This window comes from Saccharothrix sp. AJ9571, from assembly GCF_021725495.1.
Taxonomy (GTDB): domain Bacteria; phylum Actinomycetota; class Actinomycetes; order Mycobacteriales; family Pseudonocardiaceae; genus Amycolatopsis; species Amycolatopsis magusensis.
Genome location: NZ_CP091382.1, coordinates 8,536,270 through 8,552,502, shown reverse-complemented (window position 1 = coordinate 8,552,502; position 16,233 = coordinate 8,536,270). Strand labels below are relative to the sequence as shown.

The following is a 16,233-nucleotide window of genomic DNA, read 5'->3' as shown; positions in this document are numbered from 1 at the left end:
ACCACCTGCTGCGGAAGGGGTCCCGAGAGGGAGGTGAGGTACCGCAGTCAAGCAATCGGGACCGCGCTGCGGATCGTCGCGCGCACGCTGCACTGCCGCCGCATCCTCTCCGCACCGCTGCACGACTGGTCTTCGGGTGATCGGGACGTCCTGGCCGGGCTGGTGAGCCGGTTCGCCGCCGACCTGCCCGCTCGACACCGGCGGCGCTTGGCCCCGGCATCGGGACACCGATGATGTCGCCCGGCCGCGACCGAGGACCGCAGCACGGAGCGAGTGGCCCAGGGCGTGTCAGGCTGACAGGGTGTCGCCGGAATGTTGCGGTCGCGACTGTGTTCGGACGGCTGTCCTTTCCGCTGCACTGCGCTCCCAGCGCAGGGTAGGCCGAACATCGGCTGAGCCACGGACCTTCGCCGAAGACTCGCCCGGCGTGGCATCGGGCAGCGAGGTGTCGGTCCAGCGGCGTTGTGCAATATTCGTGCCTTCCTGGGTAACGATTACCTCTGGTGTGGGATCGCTTCGTCAGGATGTCGCGCATGGTTGACAGTGCGCTCCGGGTGCAACGCAACACTGTGGCGGGAACTTGTCCAGCACAGGTTTCCGCACTTGGCACCGCACCTGTCGCGCCGCCAAGTCCTAGTCGGCGCCCCGGATACCGCGCGTTCAGGCGAGAGGCCATGGAATTTCTCGGCGAGCATGCGCTTTCGGCTCCGTGCCACAACGCACGGAGCCCGGTGAATCGGATAGGCGTCGAGGACGGTCCGACGGTGCGACCCCTGCGCACCGTCCGAAGTCCGAGCAAGTTGCCTCATGTCGGTCAGCGTGAACACCGTTTTTCCACTGCATCAGGAAGGTTCGCTCCCTTGCGTAACTCCGCCGTAGTACTGATGTCCGTGCTCGCCGTCGCCGCCCTTCTCAGCGGGTGCGGCAGCAGCGACCGTCCTGGTCTCGACGACGGCAGCGAGCTCGGCGATCTGGGCACCACCAACGACGAGAACGGCGCCCGCGAAGCCGCCCGTGCCTACCTCGACGCCTGGGTCTCCGGCAACGCCTCCATCGCCTGCGGTCTGCTCACCCCTACCAAAGCCCGCGGGATCGGCATGCAATTCGGGGACGGCACCTGCCAGGCCGCTGTCACCAACCTGCGCAACCGCATGAGCGAATCACTGCGCGAGACCTACGAGAACGCGCAGATCACCGAGGTCGAGCTGTACACCGTCGACGACAAGCCCAGCGCCACCGTGCAGCTCTCCGCCGAACTCGAAGGGCCGCTCAACGGCAAGGACAGCTTCCGCTTCCTCTACCAGGCCGGGCGCTGGCAGACCGTCGAAGAGCCCGAAGCCAACCGCTAACCGCTGGCCACCTGGCGCGCGAATATCGCCCCGACGCCTTGGTTACGTGAGAACTCGGTCTTGTTCGTGCGGGCCTAGAAGGGATTTTGTTTCACGTCAGGCGGTGGGCCCGGCCGGCCATCGATGGCCGGCGGGGTCGCCGATTGGGTTCCCGCAGCGATAATGATGATGTCGCCTTGGTGTTGGGCGTGGCCGACCACGGTGACTGTCCACAGTGGCCCGGTGTCCGACAGTTCGTCTGCGTGCACGGCGACGATCTGTCGGTGAGGTCGGGTAGCCAGGGTTGTTCGGTGGTGGGGATGAGGATGCGGGTGGCGATCGCGGTGAACCGGGCCGGGCAGACCGCGGGGAGTGCGTGGTGGGTGTAGACCAGTCTGCCGACGGCTGTGCGGTGCAGTAGTTGCCAGCATTGCCGAGCTGGTCAGCGGTTGTCCGGTCTGGTCAGTGACGGCGGGCTCGGGCGGGGGTGACACGCCGCTCCACCCCGTCCATCATCAGTGCTACCACCATCAAGATCAACGGCAAGCTCAGTGCGAACCACATGGGTGGACCTTTACCCCGCCCTCGTGACGCGAAAACCTGGAGCCAATGATCCCGGACCTGATCGACCTCGTCCGCCGGGGCGAGGCGGTGGCTGGCGCTCGGCGATCTTGTGGATGCCGGGTCGGGGCGATCAGGTGTGCAGGGATCGTGCCTGCGTGTGCAACAAAGGTGCCATCCCAGGTAGCTGAGATGTGAAGATGGTGGTTATGGCAAGAGTGCGGACCAGAGAAGATGCCGAGCTGGGGCGCGATCAAGCTCGGGTCGAGCGCGACCGCGAGAAGCGCGAGCGCGACAACCGGGCGCGGGCTGCTGATGTGGAACGCCCGAGCGGGGCAGGCGAAGCTGGGGTCGTGCCGTCGTATTCCGACGTGCTGGCCATGGACTATGACCAGGTGATCGCGGCGGAGACGGCGCTGGCCCGTCACTACGACCACCTGTCGAGTTTCTTGCCTGGTGCTCAGCGGCTCGGGGCGAGGTTGCAGGACGGGTCCAGCCCGGTGACCCGCCCGATGCGGCAGGCATTCGGGTTGCGCGGCGGCGCCGCGCCCGGCGGGGTGCAGGCTTCGCTCCAGGGCTACCTGGCCGAGTTGGCGTCACTGCGGCACACACTCGCCGGGGTCCGGGCCGCTCATGAGGAGCACGACCAGAGCGCGGCCGCCGGCCTGCGCCGCGCGGCAGCGGAACAGCGGACGTGAGCCCCAGCCACGCCCGGCATCCAGGCGACGTCGCGCGGGATCAGTCCGCCCACGAGGGGCAGTCGGCACGGGAGCGCCGCCGCGCGAAGAAGCGGCGGGTCAAGCGGAAACGGGAACGGGAACGGGAACAGAATCTACGCGACGCCGATGTGTTCGCACCGATCAACTGGCGGTTCTACAAGCATTACGAACTGTGGAAGATGATCAAATCCGCAGAACCCGGCGCGGTGGGCTCGGTCGCGCACCACTGGGGTGTTCTCGCTCGCGAACTCAGCCTCGCTACCAGCGACATCCAGGCCACCATGCAGGAATTGATGTTCGCCTGGCAGGGCCCATCCGCGCAGCGTGCCGCCGCGTCGGTGTCCACGCTGACCCAGTGGGCCAGCACAGCCAGCGACCAAGCCCACGGCGTCGGACTCGGCCTGGACAACTACAACTCGGCCATCTCCGAAGCCCAGCGCAAGATCCCGGAACCGGTGCACTACTACGCTGAACGCTGGTTCAAAGACGGGCGCGGAGTCAGCCCGCTCGAGGGGCCTGATGGGTTGTACTTCATGAACAACCTGCTCGACGATCATCTACCCAAGAAACAGCAGGCCGCCGACGCCAAGAACGACGCAGTACGGGTGATGACCGAATACGAGGACGCCAGCCGCGACACCCACCGCAGCCTGCCGCAACCGTTCGCCGCGACCCCCGCCATCACCACCGACCCGGCACCCACGCCACCAGCGCCCCCGCCTGAGCCACGGCCCGACGACGCCGCGCCGAACGTTCCGCCGCGCAGGAACGACGCTGACGACGCCGCGGGTGAAAATCTGGATTTCGGCAGCACCCACGCCGCCGCGACCACCACGGCACCCGGCGGCACACCTGGTCCTACAGGCCTCATCGGCGCCGACGGCCTCGCGCGCCCCGGCAGCGGCCCGAACTGGGCACCGGGCGCCAACCCCGTCCTCGGCGCTGGTCCCGGAGCGCTGGCCGGGCAGCCCGGCGGCCCGGCCGCCTTGACCGGGTCAGGCAACATCAGCGCGGCGGCGAGTCCACGCGGTGGCAGCGCCGCCGGCGGCGCGGGCTTCTACCCGCCGCTGGGCGGGCAGAACGCCAACCAAGATCAAGACACCGAACACCGGGTGCGGTGGGTCGACGGACTCGACCTCATGGATGACATCGCCCCGGCCTACCCCAGCGTCCTCGGCGAGTAACCCCGCTCAGCGCGCCTCACCCCCGGCAAACGATCAAGCAGCCGAACAACCCAGTCACGGTGTCGGAGAGCCGAGTAGCAGTGCGTTCTGGTCACGGAGGCAGTGTTCTCTTCGCTCCGGCGCACTGTTCTGGACACGAGGGGTGTTAGTTCGAGGCCGTGTTGTTGTCGTCTTCGGTGGTGGAGTTTGTCACGGCGCCCCGGCCGTGGGGCCCGGTGTCGGGTTCTTCCTCCTGGCCGGTCCGAGGGGAGTACCCGCGGGACGATTCGGGTTGGCCGAAGAGGTTCTGGTGTTCGCTGGGGGAACTCATGGGGTGCCTTTTTCTGATGGTGCGGGGTTTTGTGTGGTCAGGAGTTCGAGCGCGTCGATGTGCTCGGCGCGCAGGTAGAGGCCGGCGGTCTGCTCGACTTTGCCGAGGAAGGTGCCGTCCTCGCTCAATCGCCAGGCTGTCTGGAGGAACAGTTCGCCGGGGTCGGGGTAGGAGGTGGCGTAGGAACGGCTGCCGTACCAGCCGCCAGCCCAGGCGCCGTCCTTGAGCCGGACGCGCACGAAGCACGGTCCGCGATCGCGGAACGTGTGGTCCCAGGCGGTTGGTGTGGTGCTGAAGCGGGCCGCCGAGCCGCGGCGTTGCCACCAGGACACCACGAGGGCAGCGGTCGCTGGCAGGACCGCGAACAGCAGGAGCGCCACGATCCCCACCAGTCGCGGCTGCGCGGACAGCCCGGCCCAGCCCGCCGGTGCGCCACCGCGGGCGAGGCTGATCAGCTGCGGTCCGGCGGCGACGGCGTAGACACTGTCGAGCACGATTGAGGCGGTGACCGCCCGCAGCACCCGGTGTCCGAGGTCGCGTTCGGCCGGCACGGGCCCACGCAGGCGTTCCCGCGTGAACTGGTACACCACGCCGGGCAAGAGCAACAGCACCGCGAACACGAGCTGGGTGACCGTCGACGGCACCTGGTTCACGGCGAGCCCCCTTGATGACACGGACAGTGAACGTCTGCCACTGATCGTCACTATACTGTCGGGTGTGCCGACCCCGCGATCACCGCGTCAATGCAAGAAGATGGCCGTGGCGGGGGTCCATGCCTGGCACGCCTACCGGCAGACCGACCGGGAAGAGGACCTGCGCCTCGCGCTGTACAACCTGGCGGCCTCGCTGCCCGGCCTGCCGAACCGGCACTGGGCGAGGAAAGACGCACTGAGCAGTTTCGCCGGCGCGTTGCGGCGGGCCTACGAGCTCCAGCTGAGCAGCCCATTCTCGTCGAAAACGGACAGGCTCACCATCGCCGACGACCTGGTGGCGACCTGCCGGGAAATGCTGGAGCGGCTGAGGCCCCGGCACCGCGACCGCGGCTGGTGGACCGCCGAACTCGCGGAAGCCCTGCTTTGGCGCTACGACTGCACGGGCGAACGGCGGAATCTCGACGAGATCATCGAACTGCGGGCCGGGGTGGACGCGGCTGTCCCGCTGCGCCATCCGAAGCGACTGGCTTGCCTCGCCTCCGCTCTGGATTCCCGGGCTGCCGACGGCGACTCCGACCAGGCCGTCGAAGTGCGCCGTCAGCACGTCCAGGCCACCAGCGGGCCGAAACGGGCGGCCGCGCTGGAAGGGCTGGCCACCTCCCTCGGCCTGCGTGCCCTGCGCACGCACAACCTGAACGACTTCGACGAAGCCATTTCGGGCTTTCGCGCGATCACGCCGACCGGCCCGCGCACCGTGCTTGACCGGCGTTGCCTGGCTTGGCTGCTGGAGGAACGGTGCATGCTGACGGGGGAAATCGCCGATCGCGACGAAGCGATCGAGCTGTGCCGCGGTTCCCTCACCACGCCGGGCACGAGCGACGCCCGACGCCGCGAAGGCGAAGACATGCTCGGACGCCTGCTCATGGCGCGGTTCGCCGCCCAGCAGCGGATCGCGGACCTGCACGAGGGGTTCGACCTGCGACTGCGCGCGCTGCCGGATCACCACCCCGATCGGCGCCTTGACCGAGAGATCGGCCGGGAAGCCTTCCTGGCGCCCCTGATCGCCTGGGGCGAGTTCATGAACGACCTGGCCAGGCCGGGCGACCTGCGTACCGACACCCCGCCGCGCCTCGAACTGGATCCCCGGGTGGTCGCGCCGCTGCGGGAGCGGTTCGCGATGGTGACCCGGCTGCTGCCGCCCGGCAGCCCGCTGGCCGTCGAGGCGCTGTACTTCGAAGCGGTGCTGGCGTGCAACAGCGGCGAACGCATGGACTTCGACGATGTGCTCGGCAAGTTCGGGCGCGTGGCTGACCTGATCGACTCGAACGACCCGATGCATGCGGTGGTATCGCGGCAGTGGAGCGCTGTGCAGTTGTCGCGCTACGAGCACTTCCGCGATGAGCGGGACCTGTCCGAAGCGGTCACGCGCCTGCGAACCCAGCTAAGCGATGCCACCCGGCCGCGGTCCGCTCGCTCGGCCGCGGGAATGAGCGCGAGCGAATGGCTGGTGCGCTACCAGCATTGGAACGACGCCAGCGATGTGCTGGCGGAGACGGTCGAGCTGGTCTCGGGCTGGGCAGCCGAGGCGGTGAGCAGACAGGCCCGCGAACAGTGGCTGCGGCACTCCGGGGAAGTCACCCGGCTCGCCACCGCTGTAGCGCTCCAGGCCGGGAACCCCGGCAAGGCCGCGGTGCTGGCCGAACGCGGCCGTGCGGTACTGCTGTCCCGGGCACTCGACCACGGCGACGACGTGGCCGCAGTGCGCGAGCACGCACCCGAACTGGCCGCCGAGTTCGAACGCCTCGGCGGGTTGCTGCGCGAGGACGCGCCCGCCGGGCGGGACGCGGGCGCGCACCGGCGCAAGCTGCACGCGGAATTCGAGAAGGTCGTCGCCGGGATCCGTGCACTGCCAGAGCACCGTGACTTCGGGGCACCACTCGAACTGGCGGACCTGCGCGCCCAATCCGTGAACGGCCCCGTGGTGGTGTTGAACACCAGCCCCATCCGGTCGGACGCGCTGATCTACGCCAGCGGTGACCTCGACGTGCTCCCCTTTCCCGGCACGACCACCGAGGTACTCGCGGAGCAGGCCGGGAAACTGCTGCGTGCGGTCGAAACGTCGAGCGGCCGATGGGCGACCGGTGACGAAGCCGCGCAGCGAAGCGCGCAGGAGCAGATCACCGATGTGCTCGGCTGGCTGTGGGACACCATCACCCAGCCGGTGCTCGACCACCTCGGCTTCACCGGCCCGCCGGCCGGGCGGGCGTGGCCGCGCCTGTGGTGGATCCCGACCGGCCCGCTGGGCTTCCTCCCGGTGCACGCCGCCCAGCGCGACCACCACGGCGCACTGGACCGCGTGATCTCCTCCTACACCCCGACGATCAAGGCGCTGCGGCGGGCACGCGGCAGCACAGGAACCGGACGCGGCCGCTCGGCACTGACCGTCGCCATGCCCACCACGCCCTCCGGCGACCACCCGATCAATCCGCTGCCCAGCGCGGCACGCGAAGCCGCCCTCGCCGGCGAGCACTCCACCGCACACCTCGCGCTGACCGCCGAACAGGCGACCCGCGCCAAGGTTCTCGCCCAGCTGCCACACCACGAACGCGTGCACTTCGCCTGCCATTCAATGGCCGATTGGCAAGACCCGTCGGCAGGCAAGCTGCTGCTCCACGACCACGAAACGAACCCCCTCACCGTCGCCGACGTCGCGAATTCCCGGTTCGCTAGCGGCGTCGAACTGGCGGTCCTCTCCGCCTGCGGAACCGCTAAACCCGACCGCCGGTTCCTCGACGAAGCAATCCAGTTCACGTCGGCATTCCACGCGGCGGGCTTCCCCCACGTCATCGGAACATTGTGGGAAATCCGCGACCCCGTACCGGTCGACCTCACTGCGGCCTTCTACCGCGGCCTGACCCGCAACCTCTCCCACGCCGAGGCGCTGCACCACGCCACCCGCGAACTCCGGCAGCGCTACGAACCATTCCCCAGCCTCTGGGCCGCCCATCTCCACACCGGCCCCTGACCTCGGCCTTGCAGCCAACCAACGAGGGCGTAGCTGATTGTGTAGGCAACATCGTCCAGGTTGAGCACTCTCCCACTCCCTGCGGCGGCGAACATGCCCGCCTGCTGTGAGCGTCGCAGGGGCCGCGAGGACCACAAACGATGTCTCGAGTCGGTTAGTCACCTGAACGTGGGGGCAAGTGACACCAAGAGTGTCGGTGCGGTCAACGCGAAATTATGGTGAGGTTGTTCCGCATCGCGGAACATGCGAGCAGCGGCGCCCGATCACTCGTTGCCGGGAGAGGCGCCGCCAGCGCAGGAACCCGAGAACCTCGGCGAGGGCGAGGGCGACGTGCCGCCGTGGAACCCCTCTGCGGTGCCGTTGAGTGGAATGCTGACGGTCGTGAGGTTGCCGGTAGCGCCCCCGGAGTGGCCCGGTGGCGAATCGGGGCATACGGGCTCCGGCCGTGCCAGGGAGGACATCGATGACTGACCCCGATCTTCCTGCCGGTCCCCGTGCCGAGGGGGTGCGGAGGTGGCGCAGCGATCGTGGCTGCGGGAGGTCGCCGCGGTGGCGGCGCAGGCCAGTGTGCTGCGCGGGGTGCTCGCCGAGTGGCTGACCACGCTCGAGGTACCCGAAGGCCTGGCCGCCGACATCCGCCGGGCAGCGTACGAAGCCATGGCCAACGCGGTCGAGCACGCCTACCCCGCCCGCGAGGACGGGACCATGACGCTGGCCGCGCACCTGGAGCCCGGATTCCTCACCATCGTGGTGAGCGACACGGGCCACTGGCGTGACGGGCCGCCACGCCCCTCCGGCGGGCGCGGCTTGCCGATGATCCGCGCCTTGGTGCCTGAAGCGGCCGTCACCAGCACCCCGACCGGGACCACCGTGCGCATGGTGTGGCCCTGAGGCACCTCCTGACTTCCCGCCATGGCGCGGCCGTGGTCGCTGAGGCTCAATGGGTCGGTGTCGACGCGGACAGATGGCTGGGCAAGCGGGGCCAGGCGCGGCGCCCTCGGCGGAGGTGACGAGGCGGTGGTACGCGGCGAGGTGGTAGCCACCTGGGTTGCCGGTGCCGAGGGCGGCGGCCCGGGGCCGGTGCGGGAGGGGACCGCGCCGGGCTCGCCGTTCGCGGTAGCAGGGTGTGCTCGGGGAAGCCCTCGGCCAGCGGTGTGTTGCGCGGCCAGGTCCAGCTTCGCGCAGGCGTCAACACTGCGTCGGCGGTCCAGGTCAAACGGTCACCGCGCGGGCAGGGGAAGAATTAGCGCAGGTCCCTGACCTCTCAGCACGATTCTGGTTCCGCTTGCCGAGGTCACCAGGTCGTTTGCTCGCCCCAGAAGTCCGCCGCAGGTTCGAGTCCCCGGCAGGCTGGCAACGATGGGAACGGGGATGCCCCGGAGCGGTCTTCAGTTACGCTGCCGGTCGTGCCTGAACAGACCTGGGCGCCCCAGCCGGGGACGCCCGTAATCGAGTACCGATCCGGTCGGTGGGCGTTCATCGGCGGGCTGGCCATGTTCGTCTTCTTCGGGTTGGCTGCCGTCTTCCCGGACGTCGGGACCCCCTCGGCAACGTCGAAAGATATGCCTCCGGCCCTTGCGTCGTTCCTCTTCGGCGCGCTCGCGCTGGGCGGCCTGCTGATCATGGTCGGCTCCGTCCCCCGCACGCACCGCTTCGTCGTCGATGAACGTGGACTGTGGTGGCGAGCCGGTCGCAAAACCGACCTGATCGGGTGGGAGGAGTTGCGCGCCGTGCGCGGCCAGCAACCGCGTCCGCCGGACAAGGGCGACCCGAACTCGAAGGCCGTGCGGTCGGCCCTGGTGTTCACTCCCGTGGACCCCCACTTCCGCACCCGCCACGCGGCGCTGTTGAAACGCACGCCCACTGTCGGTCCGGAAGTGGAACTGAAGCTGTCGAACATCGCCACGGTCCGGCAACTGGCCCAGGGGATAGCCAAAGTCCGGCCGGGCTTACTGCACTGATGTCCTGCGGCATCACCGCACCTCCGGCTGCCATCGCCAGAGCTGCCGTCGCGGTCCCAAGCATCCGTCGAATCATCGTCGCGATTCCTTCCTGACTTGGGGAAGGGCCCTGAAACCCGCGGCGGGGCTCCTTGATGAGCGCTGTGGCTAGACGGGTTGTCCGTTGTACTTTCCGCCTGAACACCAGGCATTGTTCCCATAGCCCTCGACGTGGCCGCCCCCGCGCATGCATTCCCACGGGCTGACCTCCTGAGCGGTCTCCTCGGCCATGGCCGGAGCGGCCGAGACGAGCGCAGACACCGCCACCCCGCCTGTCATTGCCAGTGCCGCCGCTGCGGTCGCGAGCATTCGTCGAATCATCATCGCGGTTCCTTTCATCCCTCGGGGGAGGGTTCCCGGAACCTGTGGTGAGGGTTCCTGCCCATCGGATACCCCGGCCCTCCCGCACCCCTAACCAGCACCCACCACATCCAGTGACACCGACCACGACAGTGGTTCGCACCGCCTGGTTGTCGGTCCCACCCGTTGCGTCAGCAGGAATCAAGCGGAATGGACGCAGCGTAAGGGCACGCCGAGGTCACCCAGCTGAGTTCGCGCTGAGCGCGCGGATGAGAACGACAACCACCGCTTTGGTCTTCAGCGGAGCTGACACGTGCCCGACCGGACATGTCCGGTCGGGCACGTGAAGCTTGCGGATGGGTAGGCCTCTGACCTGCGACACGCAAAGTAAGTCCGGACAACTCCCGGCCGAGTGTCCGGACCTACTTTGCGGATTCGGCGTCCAGCGCGGTGGCCTGGGCATACGCAGGCGGCAGCTCGGCCAACGGGGACAGTGTCCGGCCGGTGTGCGCCTGACAACCGGCGCTGACCAGCTGCAAGACCTAGTGTTCTCGGCTTCATGACCGACCCGGCGCAGCGATGGCCGCCTGTGAACATCAACCGTGGGGGAATTCACCTCTGTAACACTATCTTGCCTTCTTTTAGGTGTCCTCAGTCAATGTCACCGACGAGATCAGTGGTGTCGATGTCCCAGTCGTCTTCGGGGTCCGCCTGGAAATTTTTCACGTACAACGCATACCTGTACTCATCATCTCGCGGGCCCCGTTCCCATCGACCTTCGCAACGGTAACCGGACCACCGCTCCCCAAGGCCGTAACCGTTGCTTGCACCTGTCCGCTCGCAGTTGCTCTTGGAGTTGTACGAACCCATATATGTCTCGCTCGGATCCCAGGCCATAGCGGTTCCGATTGCGCCCACCATCGTCAACAACACGCCGACCGTCACCGCCGTAATTCGACGAGTATTCATGTTCTTCACCTCTCTAGTATTGGCAACCGGGTTCCTGACACGTTCCCTGTTGACCGAAACTTGCTGACATCTCTCAGATACCCCTTACCCTGGCGGCGATTCGCCCAGATCGCCGCATCACGCGCGTACTACCCGAAAGTGGCAGGCCGAAAGCGAGTCCTTCCAACGCGGGAATAGCCGGAGATCGACCGGAGGCGGTCAAAATCTCTCGACGAGAGAGGTTTTCTCCCTCGGTCACCGGCCCGCAAACTAGACCCCAACCCCGCAGCCGACCCGCAAACTAGGTCCGAAACCCGCGAGGTTCACGCGGACAGGACAGGACATATCTGCTGGTCGGGCACACTTTCACACTAGAGCGACGACGTATGTTGTCAGTGACAACGCACGTAGTCAGATGGGCAGGGGCATCGTGGATGAACAGGGTATGGGCAGGAGGGGTCACACGCGCATGGCGCAGGATCGGCCTGTCCGTGCTCGACCGCGACCGCTGGGTGTGCCAGCTCTGCGGGCGCGTGAGCAACCCAGACCTGTGCCCGCCCCACCCGCAGAGCGCCACCGTCACCACACCCGCCTGTCCGACGCGCAGACGTGCCGTTCGGCGTGCGTGTACGCGGCCGCCCGGGTGCTGCCCGGCGACCCGCCGCTCGTGGACGACCTGCTCGCGATCGCGCGCTACGTCGAGACCGGCGCGATCCCCGGTGACACCGCCAGCAGCTCCGGTCCGGAGGGAGACGGCCATGCCCCTCCTGCTGCTGGCTGACCCGGCCGTCGTCGCCCGCTGAGCTGGGCGTGCCGAGGACGATCCGGCCGTGGCCGATGCCGTGGCCTCGGCGTCGGCGCGGTTCCGGGGCGCCGTGCGCCACCCTGTGTCGCTGGTGGCCGACGACGTGGCGTGGCTCGACGGGCACGGCTGCACGGTGCTCACGCTCCCGGCCGCGCCCGTGGTGGCTGTGACCACGGTCGAGGTGCGCGGCCATGCGATCACGGATTTCACCTGGTCCCGACAGGGGCAGCTCCGGCGGGCGCGCTGCTGGCCGAACGAGCTGGTAGCCGTGCGCGTGGTCTACACCCACGGCTACGACCCGGTGCCCGAGAACATCGCGGACACGGTGCTGACCGAGGCCCGCTACCTGCTCACCGTGCAGCCCGGCATCTCGGCGATGACCGTGGGCGGGGAGTCGCTGTCCTTTTCAGCTCCGGCCGCAGCGATGCCCGAGTCCTGGACACGGGCAGTGGACCGCTACCGGCTCAACCGCGGAGACCAGGCGTGATCTTCGGACGTGCTGGACTACACGGCCGGAACCCGCACGGTCGTGCGCGGAGTCTGCGTTCAACCTCGCTCGTCGACCGAGACGACCTCGGACGCCCGGAACATGGTGACGACCGGCTGGCGGATCTACACCCCGGCCGGAATGGACCTCGACGTCACGCCCACCGACCGCATCGAGTGGGCGGGCCGGACGTGCGAGGTCATCGGGGAGATCGCGCGCTGGCCCCATCCGGTCCGACTCGGCGCTGTCCACCACTGCGAGATCGATATCCAGGTCGTGCGGTTGGCAGGTGGGTGTCAGGTTCGGGCAGTGGGCCGGACTGATGGTGGAAAACAGCGCAGCAGGTGCTCGGCGGCGCGGCGGTCGCCGATGGTCGTGGCCTTGCCGGTCTCTTCAGCCTTTGCGAGCGGCTGCCCGGCGAACACGAGCGACTGCAGGGTCGATGAGTCCGCGGTGATGGTGACGTCGGCTTTGTTGGCGTTGCCGCGCGCGACTCGGAAATGTCCATGCCTGACCTCGGCTCGGAAGCGGTCGTCGCCGACTTGCAATTGGACGACCGTCTCGAGGCGGCCGGCGATGTCGGCGTCGAAGGTGGTGGTCAACGCGAAGATCAGCCCGTCGACACTGAGGTTCTGGTTGGTCGAGTCGCTGACCGGGATCCGGCTGCCCCATTGGGCGAGGGCCGTCAGAACGGGCTCCAGTTCGCGGCCACGTTCGGTCAATTCATAGCTCCAGGTACTGCTGGGTGGTCCGAGTTTGCGCCGCCGCACGACGTCCGCCTGGGCCAGTTCACGGAGGCGCTGCGACAGGACGTTGTCGCTGATGCCGTGCAACCCGTGCCGCAGATCGGTGAACCGCTTCGGACCGAAGACCAGTTCGCGGATCACCAACAGCGCCCAGCGTTCTCCGACGAGGCCCAGCGCTCGGGCGATGCCGCACGGATCGTCGTAGCCACGCACCGCTCGATACTAGCAGGCACCACTTGCCTATACGTAGCTACTACTCCTAGGTTAGGAGTCAATGCTGCGATGGCCCTGTGAGGAGCCCGAATGATCTGTGTGATGTCGAAAGATGGCACGTCGATCGCCTACCAACACGCCGGAACTGGTCCGACGGTCATCCTGGTAGGGGGCGGGCTCGACGACGGTTCGGAGAACGCGGCGCTCGTCCCGGAGCTGGCGCGGCACTTCACCGTCGTCAACTACGCGCGCCGCGGCCGGGGTGACAGCGGTGACACCAGCCCGTACGCGGTGGACCGTGAGATCGAGGACATCGACGCGCTGATCCGCGAGGCCGGTGAGTCGGCGCACCTGTTCGGTGTCTCGTCGGGCGGAGCGCTCGCACTCGAAGCCGCCGCCGCCGGACTCGCCATCGACCGGATCGCCGTGTACGAGGTCCCTTACCTGATCGACGATGACGCGGCACAGCAGTGGTTGGAGTACGTCGACCGGCTGACCGCGGCACTCGCCGACGGTCAGCGCGGCGACGCGCTCGAACTGTTCATGCGCCTGGCGGGCTCGTCCGACGACGATATCGCCGGAGCACGCGCTTCGTCGTTCTGGCCCAACCTAGAAGCACTCGCCCCCACGCTCGCCTACGACGCGGCCTGTCTGGGAGACGGACGGCCACCGGTCACCCGGCTGGCAACCATCACACAGCCGACACTGGTGGCAACCGGCGGCATCCCGGATCCGCACATGGGGGGCCTGCAGCCCGGATTCTTCGACACCGCCGCGGACGCGATCGCAGCGGCCCTGCCCAAGGCAGAGCGCCGGATCATCGAGAGCCAGACACACGTGGCCGACCCGAACGTACTGGCCGGCGTGCTCGAACAATTCTTCACCCCATGACACCGACTCCGCCTTGTACGGGACACGCAACCGGCCGCGGCACGCACCAGGGCCACCCGGCTCCCGCAAGCGGCCAGCCAGTGGAGGCGTTCGTCGAGGGTCGGGGAGTGTCGTGGAGGTCGACGGAGACGTGGACCCCGGCCGGTGTGGATGCCGGGTGAGGATCACCGCCGAGCCGGGTTCGACTCTGATAAGGCCGTTCGAGCATGCGATCTTGACGCTGCTCGGATAGACACCGCCCGGGTCCACTATCAGGAACTGGCCGTGGCTCAGCTGCAGGTTAGCCGCGGCGGGCGCCCTGGTCCGGTCACTGTTCATCCTCGGCGCGCTGGCCGAACGCGGCCCCATGCACGGCCACCAGATACGGCGCGATGTCCGCTCGTGTTGAGTCGGTCGGCGATGGAGCGGGGGCAGCAAGCCGTGACGATTACCCGTCCTGGTCGCGGGCGAAGCTGTCGGTGGCGGCGATGATCGCCGTTGTTCGACGGTGGCAGGACAGCGCCAGTGGGACTGGGTGATGCAGCGTGCATCACCTCAGTGGGACTGGGTGATGCACGCTGCATCACCGGACAGCCGCCAGGGCAGTTCCGCGGTGGTGAGACGCCGGCGAGCGGGCGCGAGCATGGTGCGCCCGTAGCCGAGGCGGGGCAGCATCGACAGCTCGCCGGCGAGTGGTCCCCAGTCGAGGTGTGTCCAGGTGGTGTCGAAACCCCGGGGGGTGTCCCTATGGGTTTGTCAAGCGGCTGCCGCGGTGTGGGCTGGTTCGGGGTGTCGGTAGTGGGTGCCGGTGCGGAGCATGGCGTAGAGGACGTCGCAGCGGCGTCGGGCGAGGCAGATGAGGGCGGCGTTGTGTTTCTTGCCTTCGGCTCTTTTGCGGTCGTAGTAGGTGCGGCTGGCCGGATCGTGCAGTGCGGCGAAGGCGGCGAGGAAGAACGCGCGTTTGAGTTTGCGGTTGCCGGTGCGGGCGGGGTGTTCGCCTTTGATGCTGGTGCCCGAGGCGCGAGTGACCGGGGCGATGCCGGCGTAGGCGGCCAGGTGTGCGGAGCTGGCGAAGTTGGAGGCGTCGCCGATTTCGAGCAGGATGCGGGCGGCGGTCCTGACCCCGATGCCCGGCATGGAGGTCAGGACCCCGGCAAGAGGGTGCGCATCGAGTATCTCCTCGACCTCGGTGGCGAGCTGTGTGCGTTGCTGGAGCACGGTTTTCAGGCTGTCGGCGAGTCTGGGCAGCACGGTGTCCGCGGCGGTGGTTCCGGGGACGGTGACAGTCTGCTCGCCGAGCGCGGTCATGATCGCCTCGACCAGTTTGTCGCCCATGCGCGGGGCGTGGGCCTTCGCTATCGCGGTGAGTTTGCGGCGCCCGGCCTTGCGGATTCCGGTGGGGCCGCCGCAGCGGGACAGGATTTCCAGGACCGCCGGATGACTGATCTTCGGGCCGATCGCGCGTTCGAGGGCGGGATGGACGCCGGTGAGCAGCCCGCGGATGCGGTTGCCGAGGCGGGTGGCCTCACCGGCCAGGTCGTCGTCGAAGCCGACCAGCACCTCCAGCTCGGCCAGGGTGTCATCACCGACGTCGACCGGGCGCAGCGTGTGGGGCAGCGAGCGGGCCGCATCAGCGATGATGAACGCGTCGCGGGCGTCGGTCTTCGCCCGCCCGGGATAGAGGTCGGCGATCCGGCGCATCGCCAGTCCGGGCAGATAGGCGACCTGGTGCCCGTGGGCTCGTGCGACAGCGACCGGCAGCGCGCCGATCGTCGCGGGCTGATCGACGACCACCAGCAGCGGCCCGTGGCTGGCGAGTTTGTCGAACAGCGCTCGCAGTTTGGGTTCGCTGTTGGGCAAGGGGCCGTCGTGCAGCCTCTTCCCGGCCGGGTCCAGGCCCACCGCGTGGTGGGACTCTTTGCCGACGTCAAGACCGAGGAACACGCCGAAACTGCTGCTCATGCACGCGTCTTTCGTCCGTCGCGGGTGGTCGCCGGTCAGGCATCGATGGCCGGCACCCACGTTACGACGAGACCTACCCGGCGGGGTGGCCGTGTCCCTATCAGCGGTCCCTCGATGCCGCC

At 68.2% G+C, this 16,233-nt stretch carries 16 protein-coding genes; 10 read left to right on the top strand and 6 right to left on the bottom strand.

The genetic code is table 11. The annotated features are described in order from the left end of the window. Nucleotides 1-33 precede the first annotated feature (33 nt). The 4 genes from L3Q67_RS38625 to L3Q67_RS38610 all read left to right on the top strand — a co-directional run bounded on the left by L3Q67_RS38625 (nucleotide 34) and on the right by L3Q67_RS38610 (nucleotide 3,792). A complete protein-coding gene (locus tag L3Q67_RS38625; RefSeq protein ID WP_499186349.1) occupies nucleotides 34-234 on the top strand; it encodes a hypothetical protein in 201 nt (66 codons plus the stop codon). 650 nt (nucleotides 235-884) lie between these two features. Beyond that, entirely contained in the window at nucleotides 885-1,349 is a 465-nt protein-coding gene (locus tag L3Q67_RS38620; RefSeq protein WP_499186348.1) for a hypothetical protein, read from the top strand. A 749-nt stretch (nucleotides 1,350-2,098) separates the two neighbouring features. Further along, the gene (locus L3Q67_RS38615) at nucleotides 2,099-2,587 is read left to right on the top strand and encodes a hypothetical protein (RefSeq protein WP_499186347.1); all 489 of its coding nucleotides are present in this window, start codon (nucleotides 2,099-2,101) and stop codon (nucleotides 2,585-2,587) included. Next, nucleotides 2,584-3,792, top strand: coding sequence for a PPE domain-containing protein (locus L3Q67_RS38610; protein WP_499186346.1), 1,209 nt, complete (start codon nucleotides 2,584-2,586; stop codon nucleotides 3,790-3,792). Before L3Q67_RS38615 ends, L3Q67_RS38610 begins: the two co-directional genes overlap by 4 nt. 306 nt (nucleotides 3,793-4,098) lie before the next feature. Here the strand turns inward: L3Q67_RS38610 and L3Q67_RS38605 are convergent, their stop codons facing one another. Beyond that, nucleotides 4,099-4,755 carry a DUF6338 family protein gene (locus tag L3Q67_RS38605; RefSeq protein ID WP_499186345.1) on the bottom strand — a complete coding sequence of 219 codons (657 nt, stop codon included), beginning with the start codon at nucleotides 4,753-4,755 and terminating at the stop codon, nucleotides 4,099-4,101. Here L3Q67_RS38605 and L3Q67_RS38600 point away from each other — a divergent pair. The 3 genes from L3Q67_RS38600 (at nucleotide 4,730) to L3Q67_RS38590 (ending at nucleotide 9,741) form a co-directional block, all read left to right on the top strand. Beyond that, nucleotides 4,730-7,780 carry a CHAT domain-containing protein gene (locus L3Q67_RS38600; protein ID WP_499186344.1) on the top strand — a complete coding sequence of 1,017 codons (3,051 nt, stop codon included), beginning with the start codon at nucleotides 4,730-4,732 and terminating at the stop codon, nucleotides 7,778-7,780. The genes L3Q67_RS38605 and L3Q67_RS38600 overlap by 26 nt on opposite strands. Nucleotides 7,781-8,293: 513 nt before the next feature. Continuing rightward, nucleotides 8,294-8,671: an ATP-binding protein gene (locus L3Q67_RS38595; RefSeq protein ID WP_499186343.1), complete on the top strand. Its 378-nt coding sequence runs from the start codon at nucleotides 8,294-8,296 to the stop codon at nucleotides 8,669-8,671. A gap of 515 nt (nucleotides 8,672-9,186) precedes the next feature. Beyond that, on the top strand, nucleotides 9,187-9,741 hold the full coding sequence (locus L3Q67_RS38590) for a hypothetical protein (protein ID WP_499186342.1): 555 nt from the start codon (nucleotides 9,187-9,189) through the stop codon (nucleotides 9,739-9,741). Between the two features lie 147 nt (nucleotides 9,742-9,888). Here the strand turns inward: L3Q67_RS38590 and L3Q67_RS38585 are convergent, their stop codons facing one another. Both L3Q67_RS38585 and L3Q67_RS38580 read right to left on the bottom strand, forming a co-directional pair. Beyond that, complete coding sequence (locus L3Q67_RS38585; protein WP_499186341.1) at nucleotides 9,889-10,104, bottom strand: hypothetical protein; 216 nt, start codon at nucleotides 10,102-10,104, stop codon at nucleotides 9,889-9,891. A 627-nt stretch (nucleotides 10,105-10,731) separates the two neighbouring features. Next, a complete protein-coding gene (locus L3Q67_RS38580; protein ID WP_499186340.1) occupies nucleotides 10,732-11,058 on the bottom strand; it encodes a hypothetical protein in 327 nt (108 codons plus the stop codon). A gap of 520 nt (nucleotides 11,059-11,578) precedes the next feature. Between L3Q67_RS38580 and L3Q67_RS38575 the strand changes: the two genes are divergently transcribed. Together L3Q67_RS38575 and L3Q67_RS38570 are read left to right on the top strand one after the other, a co-directional pair. Continuing rightward, complete coding sequence (locus L3Q67_RS38575; protein WP_499186339.1) at nucleotides 11,579-11,809, top strand: hypothetical protein; 231 nt, start codon at nucleotides 11,579-11,581, stop codon at nucleotides 11,807-11,809. A gap of 49 nt (nucleotides 11,810-11,858) precedes the next feature. Beyond that, nucleotides 11,859-12,320: a hypothetical protein gene (locus L3Q67_RS38570; protein WP_499186338.1), complete on the top strand. Its 462-nt coding sequence runs from the start codon at nucleotides 11,859-11,861 to the stop codon at nucleotides 12,318-12,320. Nucleotides 12,321-12,616: 296 nt separating this feature from the next. Here the strand turns inward: L3Q67_RS38570 and L3Q67_RS38565 are convergent, their stop codons facing one another. Further along, the gene (locus L3Q67_RS38565; protein WP_499186337.1) at nucleotides 12,617-13,279 is read right to left on the bottom strand and encodes a winged helix-turn-helix transcriptional regulator; all 663 of its coding nucleotides are present in this window, start codon (nucleotides 13,277-13,279) and stop codon (nucleotides 12,617-12,619) included. A 102-nt stretch (nucleotides 13,280-13,381) separates the two neighbouring features. Between L3Q67_RS38565 and L3Q67_RS38560 the strand changes: the two genes are divergently transcribed. Next, complete coding sequence (locus tag L3Q67_RS38560) at nucleotides 13,382-14,170, top strand: alpha/beta fold hydrolase (protein WP_499186336.1); 789 nt, start codon at nucleotides 13,382-13,384, stop codon at nucleotides 14,168-14,170. Between the two features lie 534 nt (nucleotides 14,171-14,704). Here L3Q67_RS38560 and L3Q67_RS38555 read toward each other — a convergent pair. Together L3Q67_RS38555 and L3Q67_RS38550 are read right to left on the bottom strand one after the other, a co-directional pair. Beyond that, a complete protein-coding gene (locus tag L3Q67_RS38555) occupies nucleotides 14,705-14,824 on the bottom strand; it encodes a hypothetical protein (protein WP_499186335.1) in 120 nt (39 codons plus the stop codon). 81 nt (nucleotides 14,825-14,905) lie between these two features. Beyond that, on the bottom strand, nucleotides 14,906-16,111 hold the full coding sequence (locus tag L3Q67_RS38550; RefSeq protein ID WP_209663709.1) for an IS110 family RNA-guided transposase: 1,206 nt from the start codon (nucleotides 16,109-16,111) through the stop codon (nucleotides 14,906-14,908). Between the last annotated feature and the right edge of the window lie 122 nt (nucleotides 16,112-16,233).